Consider the following 25240-nt stretch of genomic DNA (forward strand, 5'->3'; position numbering starts at 1 on the left):
ATATAACTATTATACAAAATTTGACCTAATAAAATGAAAATACGTTACAATCGTAGTTAAATAAAATTAGATAAAGCTAACGAAATATAATACTGGGTATCTAATAACGATTAATATTTAGTATAGGGGTGTCTTAAGTGAACAATGAATATCCATATAGTGCTGATGAAGTACTATCCAAAGCCAAATCATATTTGTCAAAAGAAGATTATGAATATGTGTTAAAAAGTTATCATATTGCTTATGAGGCACATGAAGGTCAATTTCGAAAAAATGGTTTACCATACATAATGCATCCAATTCAAGTTGCTGGCATATTAACTGAAATGCATTTAGATGGGCCAACAATTGTTGCGGGATTTTTACATGACGTAATCGAGGATACACCATATACATTTGATGATGTTCAAGGTATGTTCAATGAAGAAATTGCAGTTATTGTAGAAGGTGTAACAAAATTAAAAAAAGTGAAATATCGTTCGAAAGAAGAACAGCAAGCTGAGAATCATCGAAAACTATTTATCGCAATTGCTAAAGACGTACGTGTGATTTTAGTTAAATTGGCAGATCGTTTACATAATATGAGAACAATAAAACCGATGCCAAGAGAAAAACAAATTAGAATTTCTAAAGAGACACTCGAAATTTATGCACCTTTGGCTCATAGATTAGGTATCAATACCATTAAATGGGAATTGGAAGATACAGCGCTTAGATACATAGATAGCGTTCAATATTTCAGAATTGTTAATTTAATGAAGAAAAAACGTAGTGAAAGAGAAGATTACATTCAAAATGCTATAAATCGTATACAAGCAGATATGTCTAGTATGAATATTGTTGGAGAAATCAATGGACGACCTAAACACATATATAGTATATATAGAAAAATGGTTAAACAAAAGAAACAGTTTGATCAAATTTTCGATTTATTAGCTGTTAGAATTATCGTAAATTCTATCAATGATTGTTACGCTGTACTGGGCTTAGTACACACACTTTGGAAACCGATGCCTGGTAGATTTAAGGATTACATTGCGATGCCAAAACAAAATATGTATCAGTCACTGCATACAACTGTTGTTGGTCCAAACGGCGATCCGCTTGAAATACAAATCAGAACTTCTGAAATGCATGAAATCGCTGAACATGGTGTAGCAGCACACTGGGCATATAAAGAAGGCAAAAAAGTAACTGAGAAAGCACAAAACTTTAATAAAAAATTAAATTGGATTAAAGAGTTTGCAGAAACAGACAATACTACTTCGGATGCTGAAGAATTTATGGAAACACTTAAATTTGATTTACAAAGTGACAAAGTATATGCATTTACACCAGAAAGTGACGTTGTAGAATTGCCTTACGGTGCAGTTCCTATTGATTTTGCATATGCAGTTCATAGTGAAGTAGGTAATAAAATGATAGGTTCAAAAGTAAATGGTAAGATCGAACCTATAGACTATGTATTGCAAACTGGAGATATTGTTGAAATTAGAACAAGCAAACATTCTTACGGTCCAAGTAGAGATTGGTTGAAAATTGTAAAATCATCAAGTGCGAAAAGTAAAATTCGCAGTTTCTTTAAAAAACAAGATCGCTCTTCAAACATTGAAAAGGGTAAATTTATGATTGAAGCGGAAATAAAAGATCAAGGTTTCAGAGTAGACACAGTATTAAATGAAGAAAACATTGACGTAGTAAATAATAAATATAATTTTGCTAACGATGATGACTTATTTGCTGCAGTTGGTTTTGGTGGCGTAACAGCTTTACAAATAGTGAATAAATTGACTGAAAAACAGCGTATTCAAGATAAACAAAAAGCATTGAATTCAGCACAAGAAATTTCTAAATCAGTACCTATTAAAGAAGACATTACAACGGATAGTGGCGTATATGTTGAAGGTATTGAAAATGTCTTAATCAAATTATCAAAATGTTGTAATCCAATCCCAGGTGATGATATTGTTGGTTATATCACTAAAGGGCATGGCATTAAAGTACATAGAACAGATTGCCCTAATATTAAAAGTGAAAAAGACCGCTTGATTCATGTAGAATGGGTACGTTCTAAAGACGCTACTCAACGTTATCAGGTAGATTTAGAAGTTTCTGCTTACGATAGAAATGGGCTTCTAAATGAAGTGTTACAAGCTGTAAATTCAACTAAAAGTAATTTAGTGAAAGTATCTGGTAAGTCAGATATCGATAAAAATGCTGTAATTAATATTAGTGTTATGGTAAAAAATGTTAACGAAGTTTACCAAGTTGTAGACAAGATTAAACAACTCGGCGATGTATATACTGTCACAAGAGTTTGGAATTAGAGGTGCAACATACATGAAAATAGTCGTACAAAGAGTAAAAGAAGCTTCGGTTTCTAATGAAAATATTGAAAATAAAATAAAAAAAGGATATTGCTTATTTGTTGGTGTTGGTAAAACATCTACCGAGGCTGATATTTTGGCATTAGCAAAAAAAATTGTGAATGCACGGTTATTTGAAGATAATGATGGAAAGCTTAACTTAAATATTCAACAAGTTGAAGGTGAAATTTTATCTATATCGCAATTCACATTGTATGCAGACGTTAGAAAAGGGAACAGACCAGGATTCTCTTATTCTATGCCTCCCGAACAGGCAAATGAATATTACGAATTGTTTAACGATGCATTACGTTCTTATGGAATAAACGTGTTAACAGGCGAATTTGGTACGGATATGTTAGTGAATATTGCTAATGATGGACCTGTAACAGTGATTTATGAAAGTCAGGATGGCAAAATAGTATGAAAAAACTCGATACTTGGTTAGAAAAACATAATCTTAGAAATATCCCCACATTTATTGTCGCAGTAGCATTTGTCATTTTCATTATTATGATTATTGCTTTCTTAAATCATAATGATGAAAACAGTAGTACGATTTATATTACTGAAGATGCAGAATTAAGAACTGGACCTAACGCTGTTTATCCAGAAATTAATTCAATCAAAAAGGGACAAAACTTCCATAAAATTGGCGAATCTGGTAAGTGGATTGAAGTAGAATCCGGTAACAATGAAAAAGGCTGGGTGGCTGGTTGGCATACGAATTTAAATATTCAAGCAGACACTAACAAGAATGCTAAACCTTTGAAAGATAAAATAATTGTACTTGACCCTGGTCACGGTGGACGTGATCAGGGGGCATCAAGTAATACAAACAAACATAGTAAAGAGAAAGTATACACTTTAAAAACCGCTAAAGAACTCAAAGTACTTTTAGAAAAAGAAGGTGCAACAGTGAATATGACACGTAGTTCAGATGAATATGTCAGTCTTAGCGATAGAAATATTAAAGGTGATGCTTATATTAGTATACATAACGATTCATTAAAATCAGCTAAAGCAAACGGTAGTACCGTTTATTGGTTTAAGAAAAATCAAAAAGCATTAGCAGAGACGTTGAGTGCAAGCTTACAAAAGAAAGCTTTATTAACAAATAAAGGCGCACGACAAGAAAACTTCCAAGTATTGAGACAAACAGATGTACCAGCAGTATTATTAGAGTTAGGTTATATTAGTAATCCTACAGATGAAGATATGATTAGAGATCAATTACATCGACAAATTGTAGAAAAAGCAGTAGTTGATGGACTACGTGCATACTTCTCAGAATAAAAGGGTTGCATATTAGTCATAAACTCGTTATTATTAAATATGAATTCTATATTAAAACCGCTATGATTCTTGAAAATTCTAAACGAAATGGTAACATTTAAACAATGCGAAGAGACATAATTCCTGGCTGAAAAATTATGCTTAGTAATTTAGAAATTTAACACAAGAAGAGGTGCTTTAAAAATAAAGCCGTGTAACGAACGTTATTCGTATGAAGTGGGTTATAAATTTAAATATTTATAACCAATTAGGGTGGCAACACGGAAATTCGTCCCTTGTATGACTATTAGTCATGCAAGGGTTTTTTTATTGCTTAAAAGGAGAGGTTCTATGATAAATATACCTAGAGGGACTCAAGATATTTTACCAGAGGAAACAAAGAAATGGCGTTATATTGAAGCAAAGTTAGATCAACTCATGGAATTGTATAATTACGAAGAAATTCGTACACCAATTTTTGAAAGTACTGAATTATTTGCACGTGGTGTAGGTGGTTCAACGGATGTTGTTCAAAAAGAAATGTATACCTTTAAAGATAAAGGTGACCGAAATATCACATTACGTCCAGAGGGCACAGCAGCAGTTGTACGTTCATATATAGAAAATAAAATGCAAGGTATTGCGAACCAACCTATTAAACTATACTATAACGGACCAATGTTTCGTTATGAACGAAAACAAAAAGGTAGATACCGCCAATTCACTCAGTTTGGTGTAGAAGCTATTGGCGCTGAAAATCCAGGTGTTGATGCAGAAGTATTAGCAATGGCAATGCATATCTATCAGTCATTTGGATTGAAACACTTAAAACTCGTTATTAATAGTATTGGTGATATAAATTCTCGTAAAGAATATAATGATGCACTTGTGAATCATTTTGAACCTGTAATCGATCAATTTTGTAGTGATTGTCAATCACGTTTACACACAAATCCGATGAGGATTTTAGATTGTAAAATCGATAAAGATAAAGAAGAAATAAAAACAGCTCCAAGTATTACAGAATTTTTAAATGAATCATCAAAAGCTTATTATTCAGAAGTAAAACAACATTTAGATGATTTAGGTATTCCGTATGTAGAAGATCCGAACTTAGTTAGAGGATTAGATTACTATACACATACTGCTTTCGAGTTAATGATGGATAACCCTAATTATGATGGTGCGATTACTACATTATGTGGTGGCGGACGATATAATGGCTTATTGGAATTATTAGATGGACCAAGTCAAACTGGTATAGGATTTGCGTTAAGTATTGAAAGATTGTTGCTTGCACTAGAGGAAGAACAAATTGAACTTAATGCCAATCATGAATTTGATTTATTTATTGTAACAATGGGCGATAAAGCGGACCGTTATGCTGTTAAACTATTAAATGATTTACGTAAAAATGGTGTGAAGGCAGATAAAGATTATTTACAACGTAAAGTTAAAGGCCAAATGAAGCAAGCAGATAGATTAAATGCGAGATATACAATAGTTGTTGGCGAGCAAGAGCTAGAAGAAAATAAAATTAATGTAAAAAATATGGAATCAGGCGAAACTGAAACTATTAAATTAGATGAAATGGTTAATTATTTCAAAAATTAAGGAGAGATATCATGAGTAAACGCACAACATACTGTGGTTTAGTAACTGAGTCGTTATTAGACCAAGAAGTAACATTAAAAGGTTGGGTACACAACCGTAGAGATTTAGGTGGCTTAATTTTTGTTGATTTACGTGACCGTGAAGGTTATGTCCAAATCGTATTTAACCCAGATTTTTCAGCAGAAGCATTACAAATTGCAGAAACTGTTAGATCAGAGTATGTGGTAGAAGTTAAAGGAATAGTTAAGCAACGTGATCCTCAAACAGTAAACCCAAAAATTGAAACTGGTCAAGTTGAAGTACAAGTTTCAGATATTCAAATTATCAATAAATCTGAGACACCTCCATTTGCTTTAAATGAAGAAAATCAAAATGTAGATGAAAATATCAGATTAAAATATAGATATCTTGATTTACGACGTCAAGAGTTAGCACAAACATTTAAAATGAGACACCAAACAACACGTTCTATTAGACAATACTTAGATCAAGAAGGTTTTTATGATATAGAAACACCTGTATTAAATAAATCTACGCCAGAGGGTGCCCGTGACTATTTAGTACCATCACGTGTACATGGCGGTGAATTTTATGCTTTACCTCAGTCACCACAAATATTCAAACAATTATTAATGATTAGTGGTTTTGATAAATACTACCAAATTGTTAAGTGTTTCCGTGATGAAGATTTACGTGCTGATCGTCAACCAGAATTCACTCAAGTAGATATTGAGATGAGCTTCGTGGATCAAGAAGATGTGATCGATATGGGCGAAGAAATGTTGCAAAATGTTGTTAAAGATGTGAAAGACGTTGAAGTACCGCGTCCATTCCCAAGAATGACATATAACGAAGCTATGAGTCGTTATGGTTCAGATAAACCAGATACACGTTTTGGCATGGAGTTAATCGATGTTTCAGAACTTGGTGAAGTCATGGACTTTAAAGTATTCAAAGATGCCATCAATAAAGATGGTCAAGTTAAGGCAATTGTAGCTGAAGGCGCTTCTGACAAATATACAAGAAAAGATATAGATGTTTTAACTGAATTTGTAAACATCTATGGTGCTAAAGGCTTAGCTTGGGTAAAAGTTGTAGATGATGGCTTAAATGGGCCAATCGCCAAATTCTTTGAAAATGATCATGTTGAAAAGTTACAATCGCTAACTGGAGCACAAGCAGGTGACTTAGTATTATTCGTAGCAGATAAACCAAGTGTTGTTGCACAAAGTTTAGGCGCTTTACGTCTTAAACTTGCGAAAGAATTAAACATGATTGATGAAACGAAATTGAATTTCTTATGGGTTACAGATTGGCCTTTACTTGAATATGATGAAGATGTTAAACGTTATACTGCAGCACATCATCCATTCACTTCACCGAAACAAGAAGATATTGAAAAATTAAGCACTGAGCCTGAGAATGTTCAAGCTAATGCATATGATATTGTTTTGAATGGTTATGAATTAGGCGGGGGCTCTATCAGAATTCATGATGCTGATTTACAAGCTAAAATGTTCGAAGTTTTAGGTTTCACAGACGAACAAGCAAAAGAACAATTTGGTTTCTTACTAGATGCCTTTAAATATGGTGCACCACCACACGGCGGCATAGCATTAGGATTAGACCGTTTAGTTATGTTATTAACGAATCGCACAAACTTACGTGATACAATTGCCTTTCCTAAAACTGCATCTGCAACATGTCTATTAACAGATGCACCAAGTGAAGTATCAGAAAATCAATTAGAAGAACTTTCATTACGTATTCGTCATTAATTAGCGCAAAAAGTTTTAATTCTTGCTAATTTGAAATTATGTGTTATGATGTTCACATAAGATAGTCATCTGAAGTGTTCGTAAGTTTGCTTCATATTTGGGCCTAACACTCTTTGATCCGGGAGCCCAATGGGTTTTCTTGCAGCGCACACGCCTCAAAGGAGGACTTGCAAAACAAGAAACAGGGCACCCACCTGTTATAAGCAGGCCGAATGATCAAGCACTTTATAACTACGGCACTAACGGACTCTATCGTACGCAAGACTTCGGTCTTGCGTATTTTTTTTGCTGAAATTTAAAATGTGTATGCTACGATTTCAAATAATGTAAGATAAATAATGCATTTTGTAAATATAAATATATGATAATGTTATAATAGTTTTGTTATAGCATATTAATAATAATAAGGAGTATTTAGATGAGACATCAATTTTCTAGAAATGAATTAGCCTATGGTCAAGAAGGCTTGGAATTATTAAAAGAAAAGACAGTTGTTGTGCTTGGTGTAGGTGGGGTTGGTTCATTTGCCGCTGAAGCTTTGGCACGAACGAATATTGGTCATATCATTCTTATTGATAAAGATGATGTTGATATCACTAACGTCAATCGTCAATTGCATGCGCTTACGACTACAATCGGTCAGAGTAAAGTGACTTTGATGGAGGAACGTATTAAATTAATTAACCCTGATTGTAAAGTGACTTCATTACATATGTTTTATACAGAAGAAACTTATGAAGCGTTGTTCAGTGAGTATGATATCGATTATTTTGTAGATGCAAGTGACACAATCATTTATAAAGTACACTTAATGAAAGAGTGTTTAGATAGAGGTATTTCCGTGATTTCAAGCATGGGTGCTGCCAATAAAATTGATCCAACACGTTTTGAAGTTGCAGATATTTCTAAAACGCATACAGATCCGATGGCTAAAATTATAAGACGTAAATTAAAAAAATTAGGTATTCATAAAGGGATACCTGTTGTATATTCAGATGAAAGTCCAATTGTAATTAGAGAAGATGTTAAAGATACAGTGGGTGATGCTAATGCACCAACAAGAAAAGGGCAAATGCCACCATCTTCAAATGCTTTTGTGCCTAGTGTAGTTGGATTAATCAGTGCAGGTTTTGTAATTAATGATATTCTAAAAGACATTCCCGTTACGCGTATTAAAGACAAAAAATAAAAAATGTTCATTCATTAATAACTATTTAAAAAGGTAGCTTCCTGTTTTTGGGAGCTACCTTTTATGGATTATACTGATTTATATTTTATTTCTTTTTTTGTGAATGACTAATATTGTCGTAAACAGACTTAAATTGCTGTTCACTTTTAGAGGTTGTTTTGGGCTCATAATAAATTCTATTTTTAAGTTTATCGGGTAAATATTGTTGTGAAACGAATCCGCTCTCATAACTATGCGGATATTTATAACCGATTGCCCGACCTAATTCTTTAGCACCTGCATAATGACCATCTTTTAAGTGGTCAGGAATCTGACCAATATGTCCCTTACGTATATCTGATAGTGCAGCATCAATAGCTGAAATACCTGAGTTAGATTTTGGTGATAAACAAAGTTCTATTACAGCTTGGCTCAAAGGAATTCTAGCCTCGGGGAAACCTAAACGCTCAGCTGACTCTATTGCTGCTAATGTACGTTGACCAGCTGCTGGTGACGCCAAACCGACATCTTCAAAACTAATTACTAATAAACGTCGAACGATTGTTGGTAAATCTCCAGCTTCGATTAAACGTGCAAGGTAATGTAATGCAGCATTAACATCGCTACCTCTAATTGATTTTTGAAATGCACTCATTACATCGTAGTGCATGTCTCCATCTTTATCACTTACAAAAGCACCTTTTTGCAAACAATCTTTTGCATCTTCTAGTGTGATATGCCTATTGCCATCAGTCACTTTAGAACTTAATACAGCCAATTCTAAAGCATTGAGTGCACTTCTAACATCGCCTTGACTTTGTGTGGTAAAGTAAGTCATTGCTTCATCATCAACAATTGGATTGTAAGTAGCGAGCCCACGTTCAGCATCATTAATTGCTCTCTCTAATGAGACTCTGACATCATTGTCATCTAATGGATATAATTCGAAAATTTGAGCTCTTGAACGTATAGCAGGATTAATTGCATGGTAAGGATTAGATGTTGTCGCGCCAATTAATACAATTTTCCCATTTTCTAAGTGCGGTAATAAAAAATCTTGTTTGGCTTTATCTAAACGATGTATTTCATCTAATAATAGAATTACTTGTCCAGACATTTTAGCTTCTTCCACAATTAACTGCATATCTTTTTTTGTATTCGTTACAGCATTGAGCTGTCGAAACTTGAATTGTGTACTGCCAGATATCGCTTTTGCAATACTTGTTTTACCTATACCAGGAGGACCAAAAAATATCATTGAAGATAATCTTTTTGTTTCAACCATTCTTCTAATAATTCCTTTTGGACCTACTAAATGTTTTTGAGAAATAATTTCATCTATGTTATTCGGACGCATTCTAGATGCAAGTGGTTCGTTCGTCACAATCTGTCACACCTTTCTAATTCTATATTAACGTAAAAAATGATAGAATGTTAATATATAGTATTCGAATTAAGTGAGGTAATATAATGAAAATTTCAACAAAAGGAAGATATGGGTTAACATTAATGATTTCCCTAGCTAAAAAACAAGGACAAGGGTGCGTATCATTAAAATCTATAGCAGAAGAAAATAATTTAAGTGATCTATATCTAGAGCAATTAGTCGGTCCTTTACGGAATGCTGGATTAATTCGAAGTGTTCGTGGTGCAAAAGGCGGTTACCAATTAAGAGTACCAGCGGAAGAAATTACAGCTGGTGATATTATACGTTTATTAGAAGGTCCAATTACGTTTGTAGAAAGTATTGAATCAGAGCCACCTGCGCAAAAAGAACTTTGGATTAGAATGAGAGATGCTGTTAGAGAAGTACTTGATAATACAACTTTACAATATCTAGCCGATTTTAAAGAAACTGATGACTTAGATGGTTATATGTTTTATATTTAAAATGTAATATAATTTATAATTTTATAGTTCAGAATGATTTCTTTTAATGAAAATATTGGATTTATTTTCTTTTTCATGTTTAGACAGAATGATTAGTGGTATTTAATTTGTATACATTGCTAAGGAGGTAATTTACATGGCAGATGAAAATAAATTCGAACAAGCAAAAGGTAATGTGAAAGAAACAGTCGGTAATGTAACTGACAATAAAGATTTAGAAAATGAAGGCAAGGAAGATAAAACTTCTGGTAAAGCTAAAGAATTCGTAGAAAATGCAAAAGATAAAGCGAATGACGCTATTGATAAATTCAAAAAATAATTTAATTTAAAAGGAGTAATTACTATGGCTGAAAATTTCTTAGACAAAGCAAAAGAAACTGCAAAAACTGTATCTGAAAAATTAAAAGGGTCTGACAATGAAAAAGCACAACAAGCTTCAGAACAAATTGATAAATTCACTGGTGGCAGTGACGATAACAAAGAAGAAGATAACAAAGGTGAAGATAACAAAGACGAAAAATAATCTTTGCTAAAATTAATTTGTAAAATGATAAAATCCCAATCTACAAACTTGTAGATTGGGATTTTATCATTTTATTTACTTGAATTTTATAGCGTATCTACCACGTTTTTTAGTTTATGGTAAGAATCAAGTTGGGCTTCTTGATCATAAATATAGCTGATAGCCATTAATTCATCAATATCACCATGTTCATCTATAAATGTTTTAATTTTATTTTTTACAGTTTCTTCAGAGCCGATAAGTGATGAACTCATACGTTGTTGGGCAATTTCAAATTCAGTAGGTGTTAAGATACCTTTTAAATCATCAGTAGGTGGTTGAAGTGGTTGCATTCTGCCTCTTGTTATACTGACCATAACTTGTGCTTGAGTTGTTGATAAGTATTCAGCTTGTTCATCAGTATCAGCAACAATGGCATTTAAACAAACGATGACATAAGGTTTGCTAAGTTCATTGGAAGGTTCAAATAAATCTTTATAAATTTCGATTGCATCTTTCATTTGTTGTGGTGCAAAATGACCAGCAAAAACATAAGGAAGTCCTTTTCGTGCTGCTAAATGGGCAGAATCAGTAGATGAACCTAGGATATAAAGTGGTACATGTTTATCTACAGCGGGATAAGCTCGCACATATGCTTGCTGATTACCAGGACCAAAATATTTGGCAAGTTGTTCAACTTCTTCCGGAAATTCATAAACACCATTATGTTGATCTCTACGTAAGGCACTAGCAGTCATCATATCAGTGCCAGGAGCACGTCCTAAACCTAAATCTACACGCTCTGGAAATATTGTTTCCATCGTACCAAACTGTTCGGCAACTACTAATGGTGCATGATTTGGTAACATGATACCACCTGAGCCTACTCGGATTTTAGATGTGTGCTCTAATGTATGTTGGATTAACAAAGCAGTAGCAGAACTTACTAAATTTGGTGCATTGTGATGTTCTGCAATCCAATAGCGTTCATAATCTAACGTCTCCAAATTTTGAGCTAATTTAACCATATCTTTAATCGCAGCTTGATCATCTTCTCCTTCTCGAATAGGTACAAGATTAAGCGCTGATAATTTTAAATTGTACATGTTTATCGTTGTCCTCCTCATTGATTGTTATTATATTGAAGTATAACAGTCGTTATAAAACTTGCGTAAGAAACTGCTCACTGTTATAATGATGGAAATTAAAAACGTTAGGTGGCTTAATTAAGGCGATGAAGACATTGGATAAATATCAAGAAAATAAATTAACAAAACTACATTTAAATGAGAAAGTTATAGGATATGTCCATGTCGTAAATAATATGAACTATTATTAAGCAACCGCATATAATGATTGCAGTATATATTTATGGCATGTCATATCCTCGGAAGTGAGGAAATTGATATGTCTTTTTATTATGTTCAAAAACCATTTGAAAAATATGGTAAAACGTTGATAAATCACGTGAATATAAGTGTTGAAATAGGAGAACACATAGCGCTCGTGGGTGATAATGGTGTTGGTAAAACAACCTTACTGAGTGAATTATACTTAAAGTATAGAGATAATGCATATCTTATGACGCAAGATATGACAGATTATTATAATGAAACTGGAATGGAATTTGTTTTATCTTTATTTCCAGAAATATTAAAATTAAAAAAAGAGATAACTTATAATTATGAAAAAATAGCTGATTATATAGCATATAATGGTTATGAAGTAGAACAAAAAATTATTACACAAGCGAATTTATTTAATTTAACCGAAACTGATTTAGACAAACAAATGGGTCTTTTAAGTGGAGGACAACAAACACGCGTCGCATTATTACGTTCGATTATTTCAGAGAAAGATTTGATTTTATTAGATGAACCAACTAATCATCTTGATCAAACTATGCTTAATGATTTGATAACTCACATGAATAAATCAAAATGTACAATAATCTATGTATCTCATCACCGTGGCTTTATCAATGCAACTGCTAGTCATATCATAGAGATAAATCGAACACAGACAAGGAAATTTACGGGTAATTATAACCAGTATAAAGAAATTATAGATTTAGAGTTTCAAACACAAGTGAATGCTTATGAAAAACAGCAGAAAGAAGTTAAGAAGCTTGAAGACACCATTAAAAGAGTTAAAGAATGGCATGCTGCTTCTAAGCAAACAACGAGTGTTCGCGATCCCTCTATGCAAAAACGATTGAGTAAATTAGCACAAAAATCAAAAGTAAAAGAATCACAATTAAATCAAAAATTAAACGAAAAAAATATCGAAGAACCCGAAAAAGATAATAGAAAGTTTCGTTTCGAACATCATGAAAAAAAGCGTAAACGTTATTTATTGAGGTTAGAAGATTTCAGTATTTCAATAAATGATCTTTGTATTTATAATCAAGCGAATTTCGAAATTAAGAATAATGAAAACATTTTACTTACTGGACCTAATGGCAGTGGAAAATCACTATTAATCAACTTGATTAGACAAAAAATAAAACCTGATCAAGGCTTTATCCATATTACACCTTCACTTAAAATAGGTTATTTCGATCAACAAAATAATAATTTAACGTATCGTGAGACACCTTTAAATACTTTGTTAGCTTTAGAAGGTATGACACGTAGCCAGGCCCAAACGATTTTAGCTGCATTTGGTTTCGACCAAGATAAAATTATTGAACCCGTTGCTTATTTGTCAATGGGAGAGAAAAGTAGGTTGCAGTTTGTATTATTATTTTTCTCAAATCCTAATTTATTGATATTAGACGAACCAACAAACTATTTTGATATCACAACACAAGACTTGATTATGGACATGATTCATAGTTTTAGTGGTCAAGTGCTCATTGTCACACATGACCAGTACTTACAATCACGATTCACAGCGACGCATTGGGAAGTATCCAATAAGCAACTTCATAATTTGACGCTCAATCAATATCGTAAGACAAATACCGTTGATACTTTGAAATTATTAGATGATTACAAAACAATTGATGAAAGTGGACATTTTGAAACAGAGAACTAGAAAATTTGATTAGATGGTGCTATCATTGGAACATTGATAAAATTGTTAGGAGTGTCAAACATGGAAGTATATGCAGATTATGCTGCAACAACACCAGTCAAACAAGCAGTTATAGATAAGATGATGGATGTTTATAGCGTTCATTATGGTAATCCGTCTTCTATTCATAGTATGGGAAGAGACGCAAGAAAATATCTCGATGAATCGCGCAGAACGGTAGCGAAGATATTTAATGCTAAGCCAAGTGAAGTTATATTCACCAGTGGCGCTACTGAATCTAATAATACTGCAATAAAGGGTATTGCGTACGAACGTCAACATAAAGGTAAACACATCATTACATCTAAAATTGAACATCACTCTGTACTCCATGTTTTTGAACAACTCGAAAAAGAAGGCTTTGAAGTAACATATTTAGATGTGGATCACGAAGGCTTAATACAACTTGACCAATTAAAAGCAGCACTCACGGACGAAACAATTTTAGTGTCAATCATGTTTGTTAATAACGAAATAGGTACAGTCGAACCTATGTATGATATTGACGATATCATTGCTGAATCTAACGCTTTGTTTCACGTTGATGCAGTTCAAGCGATAGGGCACTTGGAAATAGATTTTCATGAATTTAACATTGATGCGATGAGTATCACCGCACATAAATTTGGAGGTCCCAAAGGTGTGGGGACTTTATTAGTCAAAGATGATACAAAATTACAATTTCCACAATTAGGTGGGGAACAAGAAGCAAAACGAAGAGCAGGCACAGAAAATCTCCCACAAATTGTAGGGTTAGCTGAAGCTTTAACTTTAGCGAATAATCATATAAACGATAATAATGTTCATTTAATGAATTTGAAAAACCAATTTCTCGTTACATTACAAGAGCGCTCAGTTCCATTTGAATTGAATGGTTCTATGACAGATTCAACAGGGCATATCGTTAATTTATATTTGCCTTTCGTTGATGTAGAAACGATGCTTACCTTATTGGATTTATCTAATATATATGTCTCGTCAGGTTCTGCATGTACAGCAGGAACAACGACACCATCGCACGTTTTAGTAGCAATGTATGGCAATGAAGAACGTGCAAAACACTCTGTAAGATTTAGTTTCAATGAACAAACGACTGAACAAGAAATTAAATATATAACTGCAGAAATACACAAAATTTATCATAAATTTAAGGAGGAAATATAGTTGTCAAATCAAGATACACGTGTGGTAGTCGGTATGTCAGGTGGCGTAGACAGTTCTGTAACGGCACACATATTAAAAGAACAAGGTTACGATGTCATAGGTATATTCATGAAAAATTGGGATGATACTGACGAGAATGGGGTATGTACGGCTACAGAAGATTATAATGATGTAATTGCCGTCTGCAATCAAATCGGTATACCTTATTACGCAGTTAATTTCGAAAAAGAATATTGGGATAAAGTATTTACTTATTTCTTAGATGAATATAAAAAAGGACGCACGCCTAATCCAGATGTAATGTGTAATAAAGAAATTAAATTTAAAGCTTTCTTAGAGCATGCATTAAAACTAGGTGCAGATTATGTTGCAACTGGTCATTACGCACGCGTAAGACGTCATGAAGATGGTCATGTCGAAATGTTACGTGGTGTCGATAATAATAAAGACCAAACTTATTTCTTAAATCAATTATCACAAGATCAATTATCTCGCGTTATGTTCCCAATAGGGGATATTGAAAAATCAGAAGTACGTCGCATTGCTGAAGAACAAGATTTAGCAACTGCTAAAAAGAAAGATTCTACAGGTATTTGTTTTATAGGAGAACGTAATTTCAAAGAATTTCTATCTCAATATCTACCAGCTCAATCTGGCGATATGGTTACATTAACAGGAGATAAAATCGGTACACATGCAGGTTTAATGTATTATACAATTGGTCAACGTCATGGCCTTGGTATTGGCGGAGATGGAGATCCATGGTTTGTAGTTGGTAAAAATCTAGATGACAACGTATTATATGTAGAACAAGGTTTTCATCATGATGCATTATACAGTGACTATGTAATCGCTTCTGATATTTCATTTGTGAATACAGTTGATTTAGAAGAAGGCTTTGAATGTTCTGCTAAATTTAGATATCGTCAAAAAGATACTAAAGTATTTGTAAAAAAAGAAAATGACAATGCAATTCGCGTTTCATTTGCTGAACCAGTTCGAGCAATCACACCGGGTCAATCTGTCGTCCTTTACGATGGTGATGTATGTTTGGGTGGCGCTACAATTGATGATGTCTTTAAAGAATCAGGTCAGTTAAGTTACGTCGTATAATACATTTTACTTAGAAATCGTTAGTAAGCTATATATTATAGTAACTAACGATTTCTTTTTCTGAAATATGATTTAAAAAAGATGAGCAAATGTTATAATGAATAGTCAGAAATGAGGGTTTAAATTGGATCAAGAACAAATATATAAATTAATTAAACAAGGTAATATTGAAGAAGCGTTAACAGCATTATTTGCAAATATTGAAGAAAATCCCAAAGAAGTTGAAAACTATATAAATGCAGGTATTTTAATAGCCGAAGCGGGTGAAGTTGAAAAGGCTGAAAAGTTTTTTCAAAAAGCAATAACGCTCGATCCAGAAAATGGTGCGATTTATTATAATTTAGGCAATGTATATTATAATGAAGGACGATTTAGTGAAGCAATCAAACTATATCAGCAAGCTCTAAAATACAATGTAGATTTAGTGGATACCAATTATATGATTGGTATGTCATTTAATCAACTAGAGGCATTTAAAGAAGCATTACCGTTCCTAATGACTGCCGCTGAAAAAGATGACCGTAAAGACGTAGAAGTTCAATTTCAATATGGTCTTGTATTATGTCATTTAGAAATGTTTGAACAAGCAATCACTCAATTGAACTATGTATTAACTTTAGATGAGAAGCATTCAGATGCTTTATATAATCTAGGCTTAGCTACTTATATGCAAACTGAAGATACAACACAAGCAATTCAAATTTTCGAACGTGCAGTTGAAGCAAATCCAGAACATGTGATGAGTCAACACGCAATCAAAACTTTTAAATCTATAGCAGAGGAGGAATAACTAATGGAAGACCCTACATTATTTAACAATTCAATGATTAAAGGAACCGTGGATGCTATTTTATTTCAAAATAAAGAAAATTTTTATACGGTTTTAAAGGTAGATACAATTGAAACAAATGAAGATTTCGATTCAATGCCTACAATTGTAGGGTTTTTCCCGGAAATTGCTGAAGGTGATGTCTACACGTTTAAAGGCCAAGTTGTAACACATTCTAAATATGGTAAGCAACTCAAAGCTGAAACGTTTGAAAAAGAGTTGCCGCAAACAAAAGAAGCAATCATTAGTTATTTATCCAGCGATCTTTTTAAAGGTATTGGTAAAAAAACTGCACAAAGTATTGTAAATAAGTTAGGCGAGAATGCCATTAGTGATATATTAAATGATCCTGCTGTTTTAGAAAAAGTACCGAGTCTACCAAAAAAGAAACAAAAGCAAATCGCAGAACAAATCGCTAGTAATCAAGAAACAGAACAAATCATTATACGACTTCACGACTTAGGTTTTGGTCCGAAGCTTGCTATGGCAATATACCAAGCCTATTTAGGTGAGACACTTAAAGTTGTTGAAAATACACCATACCAATTGGTTTATGATGTAAAAGGAATCGGTTTTAATAAAGCAGATGCTTTAGCACGTAACGTGGGAATTCAATTTAATGATGATGAACGTCTGAAAGCTGGTTTGTTATATGTTTTAGAAGAAGAATGTATTAAACAAGGCCATACATATTTACCTACAAATAATGTTATGGAAATGACACAAGATATGTTGTCTCAACCACCAGCAGAAATGATTGATGCACAACAACTTATAAATGTATTGCAAGATTTAGTAAATGATACGAAATTAATCCAACAAGAAAATGAAGTTGCTATACCAAGTTTGTATTATTCAGAGTTGAAAAGTGTTCAAAACTTATATCGCAATTTTACGCATACAAATAAATTAAAAGAAATTGAGCAATCAGAATTATTGCTTGAAATTGGTGAAATAGAAAACCGTAATGAAGTAACATATGCCGACTCACAAAGAGACGCGCTACAAACTGCAATCAATACTAAAATCATGCTACTAACTGGTGGTCCAGGTACTGGTAAAACGACAGTAATCAAAGGTATCGTAGAGCTATATGCAGAGATTCATGGTTTATCGTTAGACTATGATGATTACCAAAATGACGATTACCCTGTTGTGCTTGCGGCACCTACCGGCAGAGCATCAAAGCGGCTTGCAGAATCTACAGGATTAGAAGCAATGACGATACATCGGCTCATTGGTTGGAATCAAGATACACAACCTGAAGATATTTTAGAAAATGAAATATCTGCAAAACTTATTATTATAGATGAGATGTCGATGGTTGATACATGGCTTTTTCATCAATTTTTGAGTGCAGTACCTATAGACGCACAAGTTATATTAGTAGGTGATGAAGATCAATTACCATCTGTTGGTCCTGGACAAGTGTTTAAAGATTTAATCGATTCAAAAGTTATCCCACGTGTCAATTTAACTGAAGTATACCGCCAACAAGACGGTTCTAGTATTATTGAGTTGGCACATAGAATGAAATTGGGCGAAGCAATTGATATTACACAGCGTTTCCATGATCGTAACTTTATCAAATGTACGACTGAACAAATACCCACAGTAGTTGAAAAAGTAGTGACAAGTGCAGTAAATAAAGGATATGACATGAGTGATATTCAGGTATTAGCACCTATGTATAAAGGTTCCGCAGGTATTAAAAAACTAAATACGGTCTTGCAAGATATATTGAACCCTAAAGACAAAGATACTCGAGAAATTGAGTTTGGTGATGTTGTTTTTAGAAAAGGAGATAAGGTTTTACAACTTGTGAACCGACCAAGTGATAATATTTTTAATGGTGATATCGGTGTAATCGTAGGTATATTTTGGGCGAAAGAAAATGCATTAAATAAAGACATACTTGTCGTTGATTTTGAGGGCAATGAAATAACGTTTGTTCGAAAAGATTTATTAGAATTAACACATGCATATTGCACATCTATTCATAAGTCTCAGGGTTCTGAGTTTCCTATAGTCATCATGCCAATGGTCAAGCAATATTTTAGAATGTTACAAAAACCTATTTTATATACAGGGCTTACTCGAGCGAAACAGTCGCTTATATTTTTAGGTGACCCACAAGCATTTGATATTGGATTGAAAACACACGGTCAAGTGAGAATGACACAATTATGTACATTTCTGAAAACTTATTTCAATAACGAAGTAACTGAAGATGCTGAAGATAGTATTGCAATCAGTAAAACAATTGATGCAGATATCATTTTGACTGAAGATAATATCTTTAAAATTAACCCTATGATCAACATGGGAGACATTTCACCATATGACTTTGTAGAAGATTGACATTAGTAACGAAAGTAAATACAATATAATTAACTTAGCATAAAGGTGAGTAGACTGTGTTAGACAACAAGAGATGTACTGGTTGGTGGAAAGTACAGATAATACAGTTGAACGCTGCTTTATGTCAGTATAAATAATAACTAATTAAGTGATAAGTGTGAGTTAGTAAATTTTAAGAATAACTATCGTCTGATATGTAAATCTTTAAAATTTAGATAGAAATAGATTTACTAATGCTTATAACCAGGGTGGTACCGCGAAACGTTCGTCCCTTTTATGAGGATGGGCGTTTTTTATTTTCAATTTTTTCTTATAACTGTTATAACTTGATTTGAGATGGAGGAATTTTAAGGATGAAAAACTTAAAAGCTAGTGAAATTAGACAAAGTTTTATTGATTATTTCGTTGAACAGGGACACATGGTTGAACCTTCAGCGCCGTTAGTGCCTATTGATGATGATTCTTTACTATGGATTAACTCTGGTGTTGCGACATTGAAAAAATATTTTGATGGTAGAGAAACACCGAGAAAACCTCGTATCGTGAATTCACAAAAAGCGATTCGTACCAATGACATTGAAAACGTAGGCTTTACTGCACGACACCATACGTTCTTTGAAATGTTAGGAAACTTCTCAATTGGCGATTATTTTAAAAAAGAAGCAATCCAATTTGCATGGGAATTTTTAACAAGTGAGAAATGGATGGCAATGGATCCGAAATTACTTTATGTCACAGTTCATCCTGAAGATGTGGAAGCATATAGAATCTGGAATGAAGAAATGGGATTAGAAGAAAGTAGAATTATCCGAATTGAAGGTAATTTCTGGGATATAGGTGAAGGTCCTTCTGGTCCCAACACTGAAATATTCTATGATCGTGGCGATCAATTTGGTCATGATGATCCTGAAGAAGAAATGTATCCAGGTGGAGAAAATGAACGCTTTTTAGAAGTGTGGAATCTAGTGTTTAGCGAGTTTAATCATAATAAAGATCACACTTATACACCATTACCAAACCAAAATATTGATACTGGCATGGGTCTAGAAAGAATGGCTTCTATCGCCCAAAATGTACGTACAAATTATGAAACTGACTTATTTATGCCTATTATTCATGAAGTTGAAGCAGTTTCTGGCAAAAAATACTTAGAAAAAGATACGTATGATGTTGCCTTTAAAGTGATTTCTGATCATATACGTACAATTGCGTTTGCCATTGCTGACGGTGCTTTACCTGCTAATGAAGGCAGAGGTTATGTATTGCGTAGATTGTTACGACGTGCTGTAAGATTCAGTCAATCTCTAGAAATTAATGAACCATTTATGTATCAGTTGGTTGATATCGTTGCGGATATTATGGAACCTTATTATCCAAACGTAAAAGAAAAATCAGATTTTATTAAACGTGTTATTAAATCAGAGGAAGAACGTTTCCACGAAACTTTAGAAGAAGGGCTTGCAATATTAAATAATTTAGTTGCAAAAGCTAAAGATTCAACTCAGGAAATCAATGGTAAAGATGCGTTTAAATTATATGATACTTATGGTTTCCCAGTTGAATTAACTGAAGAAATCGCAACACAAGAAAACCTTTCTGTTGATATGCAGACTTTTGAAATTGAAATGGAACAACAAAGGAATAGAGCAAGACAAGCACGTCAAAGTTCTCAATCTATGCAGATTCAAAGTGAAGTATTGAAAAAAATAACTACTGAAAGTAAGTTTGTGGGTTACGACATCATGGATAAAGCAACAACGATTACTGATATTATCTATAACGGAGAATTAGTAGATACAGTTGAAGCTGGAGAAACAATTCATTTTGTATTAAGTGAAACACCTTTCTACGCTGTAAGTGGTGGACAAGTTGCAGACCAAGGCATAATCAGTAACGAACAATTTGAAATTGTCGTGACTGAAGTAACGAAAGCACCGAATGGACAGAACTTACATACAGGTGAAGTTCAGTTTGGAACAGTTAGAAAAGATGCTGAAGTTTCTGCAAGCGTGAATCACGAAGACCGCCGTGCAATCAAGAAAAACCATAGTGCCACACACTTATTACATGCTGCTTTAAAAGAAGTGTTAGGTGATCATGTGAATCAAGCTGGTTCATTGGTTGAAGCAGACCGTTTAAGATTTGATTTCTCACATTTCGGACCTATGAGCCAGGCAGAGATTGATCGTGTTGAACAACGTGTTAACGAAGAGATTTGGAATAGCATCGATGTTAATATCCAAGAAATGCCAATAGATGAGGCTAAGCAAATAGGTGCTATGGCACTATTTGGTGAAAAATATGGTGATGTAGTAAGAGTTGTAAATATGGCACCATATTCTATTGAGTTATGTGGTGGCATCCATGTGAATAATACTTCTGAAATTGGATTGTTTAAAATTGTTAGTGAATCAGGTACAGGTGCAGGCGTGCGTCGTATCGAAGCATTTACAAGTAAATCAGCATTTCTATATTTAGAATCTGTACAAGAGAAATTTAATGCTGTTAAGACTCAAGTTAAAGTTAAAACAGATGAGCAAGTATTAGAAAAAATAGTGCAAATGCAATCTGATGAAAAAGAACTTACAAAACAATTAGAGCAAAAAAACAAGGAAGTTACAGCCTTAAAAATGGGTGATATCACTGACCAAGTTGAAGATATAAATGGCTTGAAAGTTTTAGCGACAGAAGTTGAAGTTGCAAATGCCAAAGCAATTCGTGAAACGATGGATGACTTTAAATCGAAATTACAAGATACAGTAATCGTATTAGTAAGTAACGTAGATGGAAAAGTATCATTAGTTGCCACTGTACCAAAAGAATTAACTGCTAAAGTGAAAGCAGGAGATATTATTAAAAACATGGCACCTATTGTAGGTGGAAAAGGCGGAGGCCGTCCTGACATGGCTCAGGGTGGAGGTACTCAACCTGAAAACATCACAGAATCATTACGTTTCATTAAAGATTACATTAAATCTCTATAACTTCAATGCATAGTAATGTAGAATGTAAATAAGAACTTTTTTTACTTGATACGAAGGAGTGCTAAAAGAATGGAAAATTTTGATAAAACAATGAAGTTTAATTACGATGAAATTCCAAAAGAAGATGTCAAAACAGTATTGAAAAATGTCTATAATACGTTGGAAGAAAGAGGATATAACCCTGTAAATCAAATCGTAGGTTATTTACTATCAGGTGATCCAGCTTATATACCTCGTAATAACGAGGCTAGAAACCAAATACGCCGCATAGATCGTGACGATATTATGGAAGAACTTGTTTCGAATTATTTACAAGAGAATTCAAAATAATATATGTTAAAGCATAAGATATTAGGTTTAGACGTTGGAAGTAAGACTGTAGGCATTGCAGTAAGTGATTTAATGGGTTGGACAGCCCAAGGATTAGACACACTCCGTATAGACGAAGAAAACAATGAACTAGGTATTGAACAATTAGTAAAAATTATAAAAAAAGAGAATGTTGGCTCTGTTGTTATAGGTTTACCTAAAAATATGAACAATTCTATTGGATTTCGAGGCGAGGCTTCGTTACAATACAAGGAGCAACTTCAAGAAGCACTGCCATCTGTAGAGATAATTATGTGGGATGAACGATTAAGTACCATGGCTGCAGAACGTTCTTTACTGGAAGCAGATGTTTCTAGACAGAAACGAAAAAAAGTAATAGACAAAATGGCAGCAGTTTTTATATTGCAAGGCTATTTAGACTCTATTCAATAAAAAGGAGCGTTTAATAATGACAGAACAGAATAAAGATGCAGAATTAGAAATTAACAACGAAGAGGAATTATTAACACTATATGATGAAGAAGGTAATGAAGTTTTATACCGTAAAGTCCTAGAATTTTTCCACCCAGAATTCAAAAAAGAATATGTCATTCTTGCTGAAGAAGGCGCTGAATCTGATGATGAAGATTTAATTGAATTAGTACCAATGATCAACGAACCAGACGAAAATGGTGAAGGTGGTAAATTCTTACCTGTTGAAACAGATGAGGAGTGGGATATGATTGAAGAAGTAGTTAATACTGAAATGGACGATCATGACCACGATCACGACCACGAATAAAATAACTATAAAAGCCACATATAGTCTCGTATAGGACTAATAAATAACTAAAGGATGATTTCATTAGAAATCATCCTTTCTTGCTGTCAACAAACGTGTGAAGTTTTGTTGACAGTTTTTTTATCGTTGGCATAAGTCCCCGTCCAGTTCATATTCTAAACAGAGACTTCCGTTTTGGTAAACACAACATAAAGCTCACCACAGCTTCAAAGCACAATTTACACTTATATTTTATGCTAGTTTATGGTAAAATATATAAAGTTAATTTCAATCGTACGTTATGTATATTTATGATATATCTCTGTATCAATACTTGAACGTGTACCCTTATAAAAAGCGAGTAACCAATTACTTTTATTAAAGACAATCAGTCAATTTATTCTGACTGATTTATTTTATTATTTAAATCGAAAGTATCATTTTACAACAAAGGAAGTTATGAAAATGGATAATAATCAATTATATTTGTTAAATTTGCATAAGCAAACTGATAAAGATATTGAATCATTAAGAACCTATGCAGAGGAAAATCAAGTGCCCATCGTTGATAAGCTCACTTTAGAAATGATAAAACAAATTATTAGATTACATAAACCTATTAATATTTTAGAAATTGGAACTGCAATTGGTTATAGCGCTATGCAATTTGCCTCTATTTCTGAAAAAATTAATGTGACTACAATTGAACGTAATGTAGAAATGCAAGATAAAGCGAAAGAAAATATTGAGTTATTTCAATATTATAACCAAATTAGATTAATTGAAGGCGATGCATTGGAGCAAGTTGAAAATGTGGATGATCGCAGCTATGATATGATATTTATTGATGCAGCGAAGGCACAATCCAAAAAGTTTTTTGAACTTTATACGCCTTTATTAAAAGTAGGGGGCATCGTAGTTACTGACAACGTACTTTATCACGGTTTTGTATCTGATATTTCTGTCGTTCGTAATAGAAATGTCCGACAAATGGTAAAGAAAGTACAAGATTACAATGAATGGCTAATGAACCACACGGATTATACTACTAATTTTTTAAACATGGATGATGGTTTGGCAATTTCAATTAAAGGGGAATCAAAATGACAGAATTATTAGTAACACCAAAATCTGTTGCACATATTGAAACATTAATTGGAAAAGGTGCTGATGCTTTTGTAATTGGCGAACAAAAATTCGGCTTAAGGCTTGCAGGTGAATTTAATAAAGATGACATGATAAAAGCTGTGAATTTAATACATAGTCAAGGTAAAAAAGCTTATGCTGCTGTTAATGGCATTTTTCATAATTATCATCTGAACGCATTAGCGTCTTATATTAATTTTTTGCATGAAATTAAAGTAGACCGAATTATATTTGGTGACCCGGCAGTGGTTATGTTTGTAAAAGAACAAGCACATCCAATCCCATTAAATTGGGATGCTGAAGCACTTGTTACCAATTATTTTCAATGTAATTATTGGGGAAAAAAAGGTGCTCAACGTGCTCAATTAGCTAGAGAGCTTAGTTTAGAAGAGATTATTAATATTAAGGAAAATGCTGATGTTGAGATTGAAGTTCAAGTGCATGGAATGACTTGCATGTTCCAATCTAAACGTATGCTATTAGGCAATTATTATACATTTCAAGAACGACAAATGAAAATTGAAAGAAATAAACAAGCAAATGAATTATTATTATACGATGAAGAACGTGATAATAAATATCCGGTGTATGAGGATTATAATGGTACACATATCATGTCACCTAATGATATATGTCTCATTGAAGAGTTAGAGCCACTTTTAGCAGCAGGTATAGATGCATTGAAAATAGATGGTGTATTACAATCAGAAACCTATATTAATGTATGTACAGAACAATATAGAGAAGCCATTGATTTATATAACGAAGATCCTGAAGTTTATGAAGATGAAAAATTTATGCTTGTCGACCCAATTGAAGCTATACAACCAGAACATCGTCCGTTTGACGAAGGCTTTTTATTTAAACAAACAGTATATTGAT

Annotated in this window: 22 protein-coding genes and 1 other RNA gene; 21 read left to right on the forward strand and 2 right to left on the reverse strand. The window is 33.2% G+C overall.

Going from position 1 to position 25240, the window contains the following annotated elements; all coding sequences use genetic code 11:
* Positions 1-137 precede the first annotated feature (137 nt).
* The 7 genes from PYW44_RS06100 (at position 138) to PYW44_RS06130 (ending at position 8222) form a co-directional block, all read left to right on the forward strand.
* Entirely contained in the window at positions 138-2327 is a 2190-nt protein-coding gene (locus tag PYW44_RS06100; protein WP_002507420.1) for a RelA/SpoT family protein, read from the forward strand.
* Positions 2328-2340: 13 nt separating this feature from the next.
* Positions 2341-2793 (forward strand): D-aminoacyl-tRNA deacylase, encoded by a 453-nt coding sequence (gene dtd / locus PYW44_RS06105; RefSeq protein WP_021339120.1) that lies wholly within the window; start codon positions 2341-2343, stop codon positions 2791-2793.
* Positions 2790-3662 carry an N-acetylmuramoyl-L-alanine amidase family protein gene (locus tag PYW44_RS06110; RefSeq protein ID WP_021339121.1) on the forward strand — a complete coding sequence of 291 codons (873 nt, stop codon included), beginning with the start codon at positions 2790-2792 and terminating at the stop codon, positions 3660-3662. Before dtd ends, PYW44_RS06110 begins: the two co-directional genes overlap by 4 nt.
* Before the next feature lie 330 nt (positions 3663-3992).
* On the forward strand, positions 3993-5255 hold the full coding sequence (gene hisS, locus PYW44_RS06115) for a histidine--tRNA ligase (RefSeq protein ID WP_002507423.1): 1263 nt from the start codon (positions 3993-3995) through the stop codon (positions 5253-5255).
* 11 nt (positions 5256-5266) lie between these two features.
* Positions 5267-7033 (forward strand): aspartate--tRNA ligase, encoded by a 1767-nt coding sequence (aspS, locus tag PYW44_RS06120; protein ID WP_021339122.1) that lies wholly within the window; start codon positions 5267-5269, stop codon positions 7031-7033.
* A 63-nt stretch (positions 7034-7096) separates the two neighbouring features.
* Positions 7097-7286, forward strand: a non-coding RNA gene (ssrS, locus tag PYW44_RS06125) — 6S RNA.
* Positions 7287-7451: 165 nt separating this feature from the next.
* Positions 7452-8222, forward strand: a complete 771-nt coding sequence (locus PYW44_RS06130) for a tRNA threonylcarbamoyladenosine dehydratase (protein WP_002507425.1) — start codon at positions 7452-7454, stop codon at positions 8220-8222.
* 85 nt (positions 8223-8307) lie between these two features.
* Here the strand turns inward: PYW44_RS06130 and PYW44_RS06135 are convergent, their stop codons facing one another.
* The gene (locus PYW44_RS06135) at positions 8308-9585 is read right to left on the reverse strand and encodes a replication-associated recombination protein A (RefSeq protein ID WP_170166222.1); all 1278 of its coding nucleotides are present in this window, start codon (positions 9583-9585) and stop codon (positions 8308-8310) included.
* 86 nt (positions 9586-9671) lie between these two features.
* Here PYW44_RS06135 and cymR point away from each other — a divergent pair, with 86 nt between their 5' ends.
* The 3 genes from cymR to PYW44_RS06150 all read left to right on the forward strand — a co-directional run bounded on the left by cymR (position 9672) and on the right by PYW44_RS06150 (position 10614).
* On the forward strand, positions 9672-10091 hold the full coding sequence (cymR, locus tag PYW44_RS06140) for a cysteine metabolism transcriptional regulator CymR (RefSeq protein WP_002507427.1): 420 nt from the start codon (positions 9672-9674) through the stop codon (positions 10089-10091).
* Positions 10092-10227: 136 nt separating this feature from the next.
* Positions 10228-10410 carry a CsbD family protein gene (locus PYW44_RS06145; RefSeq protein ID WP_002507428.1) on the forward strand — a complete coding sequence of 61 codons (183 nt, stop codon included), beginning with the start codon at positions 10228-10230 and terminating at the stop codon, positions 10408-10410.
* 24 nt (positions 10411-10434) lie between these two features.
* Positions 10435-10614, forward strand: a complete 180-nt coding sequence (locus PYW44_RS06150; protein ID WP_021339124.1) for a hypothetical protein — start codon at positions 10435-10437, stop codon at positions 10612-10614.
* A gap of 86 nt (positions 10615-10700) precedes the next feature.
* Here the strand turns inward: PYW44_RS06150 and PYW44_RS06155 are convergent, their stop codons facing one another.
* Complete coding sequence (locus tag PYW44_RS06155; protein ID WP_021339125.1) at positions 10701-11699, reverse strand: LLM class flavin-dependent oxidoreductase; 999 nt, start codon at positions 11697-11699, stop codon at positions 10701-10703.
* Positions 11700-12000: 301 nt separating this feature from the next.
* Between PYW44_RS06155 and sal the strand changes: the two genes are divergently transcribed.
* From sal to PYW44_RS06210, 11 genes are all read left to right on the forward strand, one after another.
* Positions 12001-13632 (forward strand): Sal family ABC-F type ribosomal protection protein, encoded by a 1632-nt coding sequence (gene sal, locus PYW44_RS06160; RefSeq protein WP_107510893.1) that lies wholly within the window; start codon positions 12001-12003, stop codon positions 13630-13632.
* A gap of 60 nt (positions 13633-13692) precedes the next feature.
* Positions 13693-14835 (forward strand): cysteine desulfurase family protein, encoded by a 1143-nt coding sequence (locus PYW44_RS06165; protein ID WP_021339127.1) that lies wholly within the window; start codon positions 13693-13695, stop codon positions 14833-14835.
* Entirely contained in the window at positions 14836-15948 is a 1113-nt protein-coding gene (gene mnmA, locus PYW44_RS06170; protein WP_115075987.1) for a tRNA 2-thiouridine(34) synthase MnmA, read from the forward strand.
* Between the two features lie 124 nt (positions 15949-16072).
* Positions 16073-16738, forward strand: coding sequence for a tetratricopeptide repeat protein (locus PYW44_RS06175; RefSeq protein WP_002507435.1), 666 nt, complete (start codon positions 16073-16075; stop codon positions 16736-16738).
* A gap of 3 nt (positions 16739-16741) precedes the next feature.
* Positions 16742-19138, forward strand: a complete 2397-nt coding sequence (recD2, locus tag PYW44_RS06180) for an SF1B family DNA helicase RecD2 (RefSeq protein ID WP_021339130.1) — start codon at positions 16742-16744, stop codon at positions 19136-19138.
* Positions 19139-19491: 353 nt separating this feature from the next.
* A complete protein-coding gene (gene alaS / locus PYW44_RS06185) occupies positions 19492-22122 on the forward strand; it encodes an alanine--tRNA ligase (RefSeq protein ID WP_021339131.1) in 2631 nt (876 codons plus the stop codon).
* A 69-nt stretch (positions 22123-22191) separates the two neighbouring features.
* Complete coding sequence (locus PYW44_RS06190) at positions 22192-22452, forward strand: IreB family regulatory phosphoprotein (RefSeq protein ID WP_002507438.1); 261 nt, start codon at positions 22192-22194, stop codon at positions 22450-22452.
* Between the two features lie 3 nt (positions 22453-22455).
* Entirely contained in the window at positions 22456-22884 is a 429-nt protein-coding gene (gene ruvX / locus PYW44_RS06195) for a Holliday junction resolvase RuvX (RefSeq protein ID WP_002507439.1), read from the forward strand.
* Positions 22885-22900: 16 nt separating this feature from the next.
* Positions 22901-23233 (forward strand): DUF1292 domain-containing protein, encoded by a 333-nt coding sequence (locus tag PYW44_RS06200; RefSeq protein ID WP_002507440.1) that lies wholly within the window; start codon positions 22901-22903, stop codon positions 23231-23233.
* A 444-nt stretch (positions 23234-23677) separates the two neighbouring features.
* Positions 23678-24319: an O-methyltransferase gene (locus PYW44_RS06205; protein ID WP_021339132.1), complete on the forward strand. Its 642-nt coding sequence runs from the start codon at positions 23678-23680 to the stop codon at positions 24317-24319.
* Positions 24316-25239, forward strand: a complete 924-nt coding sequence (locus PYW44_RS06210) for a peptidase U32 family protein (protein WP_021339133.1) — start codon at positions 24316-24318, stop codon at positions 25237-25239. The genes PYW44_RS06205 and PYW44_RS06210 overlap by 4 nt, the downstream gene beginning before the upstream one ends.
* Position 25240: the final 1 nt, after the last annotated feature.

Origin of the sequence: Staphylococcus equorum, from assembly GCF_029024965.1 — a bacterium.
GTDB lineage: Bacteria > Bacillota > Bacilli > Staphylococcales > Staphylococcaceae > Staphylococcus > Staphylococcus equorum.

Coding starts and splice junctions, on each gene's coding strand:
- dtd (WP_021339120.1), top strand. CDS start 2,341: ATGAAAATAGTCGTACAAAGAGTAAAAGAAGCTTCGGTTTCTAATGAA.
- PYW44_RS06110 (WP_021339121.1), top strand. CDS start 2,790: ATGAAAAAACTCGATACTTGGTTAGAAAAACATAATCTTAGAAATATC.
- hisS (WP_002507423.1), top strand. CDS start 3,993: ATGATAAATATACCTAGAGGGACTCAAGATATTTTACCAGAGGAAACA.
- aspS (WP_021339122.1), top strand. CDS start 5,267: ATGAGTAAACGCACAACATACTGTGGTTTAGTAACTGAGTCGTTATTA.
- PYW44_RS06130 (WP_002507425.1), top strand. CDS start 7,452: ATGAGACATCAATTTTCTAGAAATGAATTAGCCTATGGTCAAGAAGGC.
- cymR (WP_002507427.1), top strand. CDS start 9,672: ATGAAAATTTCAACAAAAGGAAGATATGGGTTAACATTAATGATTTCC.
- PYW44_RS06145 (WP_002507428.1), top strand. CDS start 10,228: ATGGCAGATGAAAATAAATTCGAACAAGCAAAAGGTAATGTGAAAGAA.
- PYW44_RS06150 (WP_021339124.1), top strand. CDS start 10,435: ATGGCTGAAAATTTCTTAGACAAAGCAAAAGAAACTGCAAAAACTGTA.
- PYW44_RS06155 (WP_021339125.1), bottom strand. CDS start 11,699: ATGTACAATTTAAAATTATCAGCGCTTAATCTTGTACCTATTCGAGAA.
- sal (WP_107510893.1), top strand. CDS start 12,001: ATGTCTTTTTATTATGTTCAAAAACCATTTGAAAAATATGGTAAAACG.
- PYW44_RS06165 (WP_021339127.1), top strand. CDS start 13,693: ATGGAAGTATATGCAGATTATGCTGCAACAACACCAGTCAAACAAGCA.
- recD2 (WP_021339130.1), top strand. CDS start 16,742: ATGGAAGACCCTACATTATTTAACAATTCAATGATTAAAGGAACCGTG.
- alaS (WP_021339131.1), top strand. CDS start 19,492: ATGAAAAACTTAAAAGCTAGTGAAATTAGACAAAGTTTTATTGATTAT.
- PYW44_RS06190 (WP_002507438.1), top strand. CDS start 22,192: ATGGAAAATTTTGATAAAACAATGAAGTTTAATTACGATGAAATTCCA.
- ruvX (WP_002507439.1), top strand. CDS start 22,456: ATGTTAAAGCATAAGATATTAGGTTTAGACGTTGGAAGTAAGACTGTA.
- PYW44_RS06200 (WP_002507440.1), top strand. CDS start 22,901: ATGACAGAACAGAATAAAGATGCAGAATTAGAAATTAACAACGAAGAG.
- PYW44_RS06205 (WP_021339132.1), top strand. CDS start 23,678: ATGGATAATAATCAATTATATTTGTTAAATTTGCATAAGCAAACTGAT.
- PYW44_RS06210 (WP_021339133.1), top strand. CDS start 24,316: ATGACAGAATTATTAGTAACACCAAAATCTGTTGCACATATTGAAACA.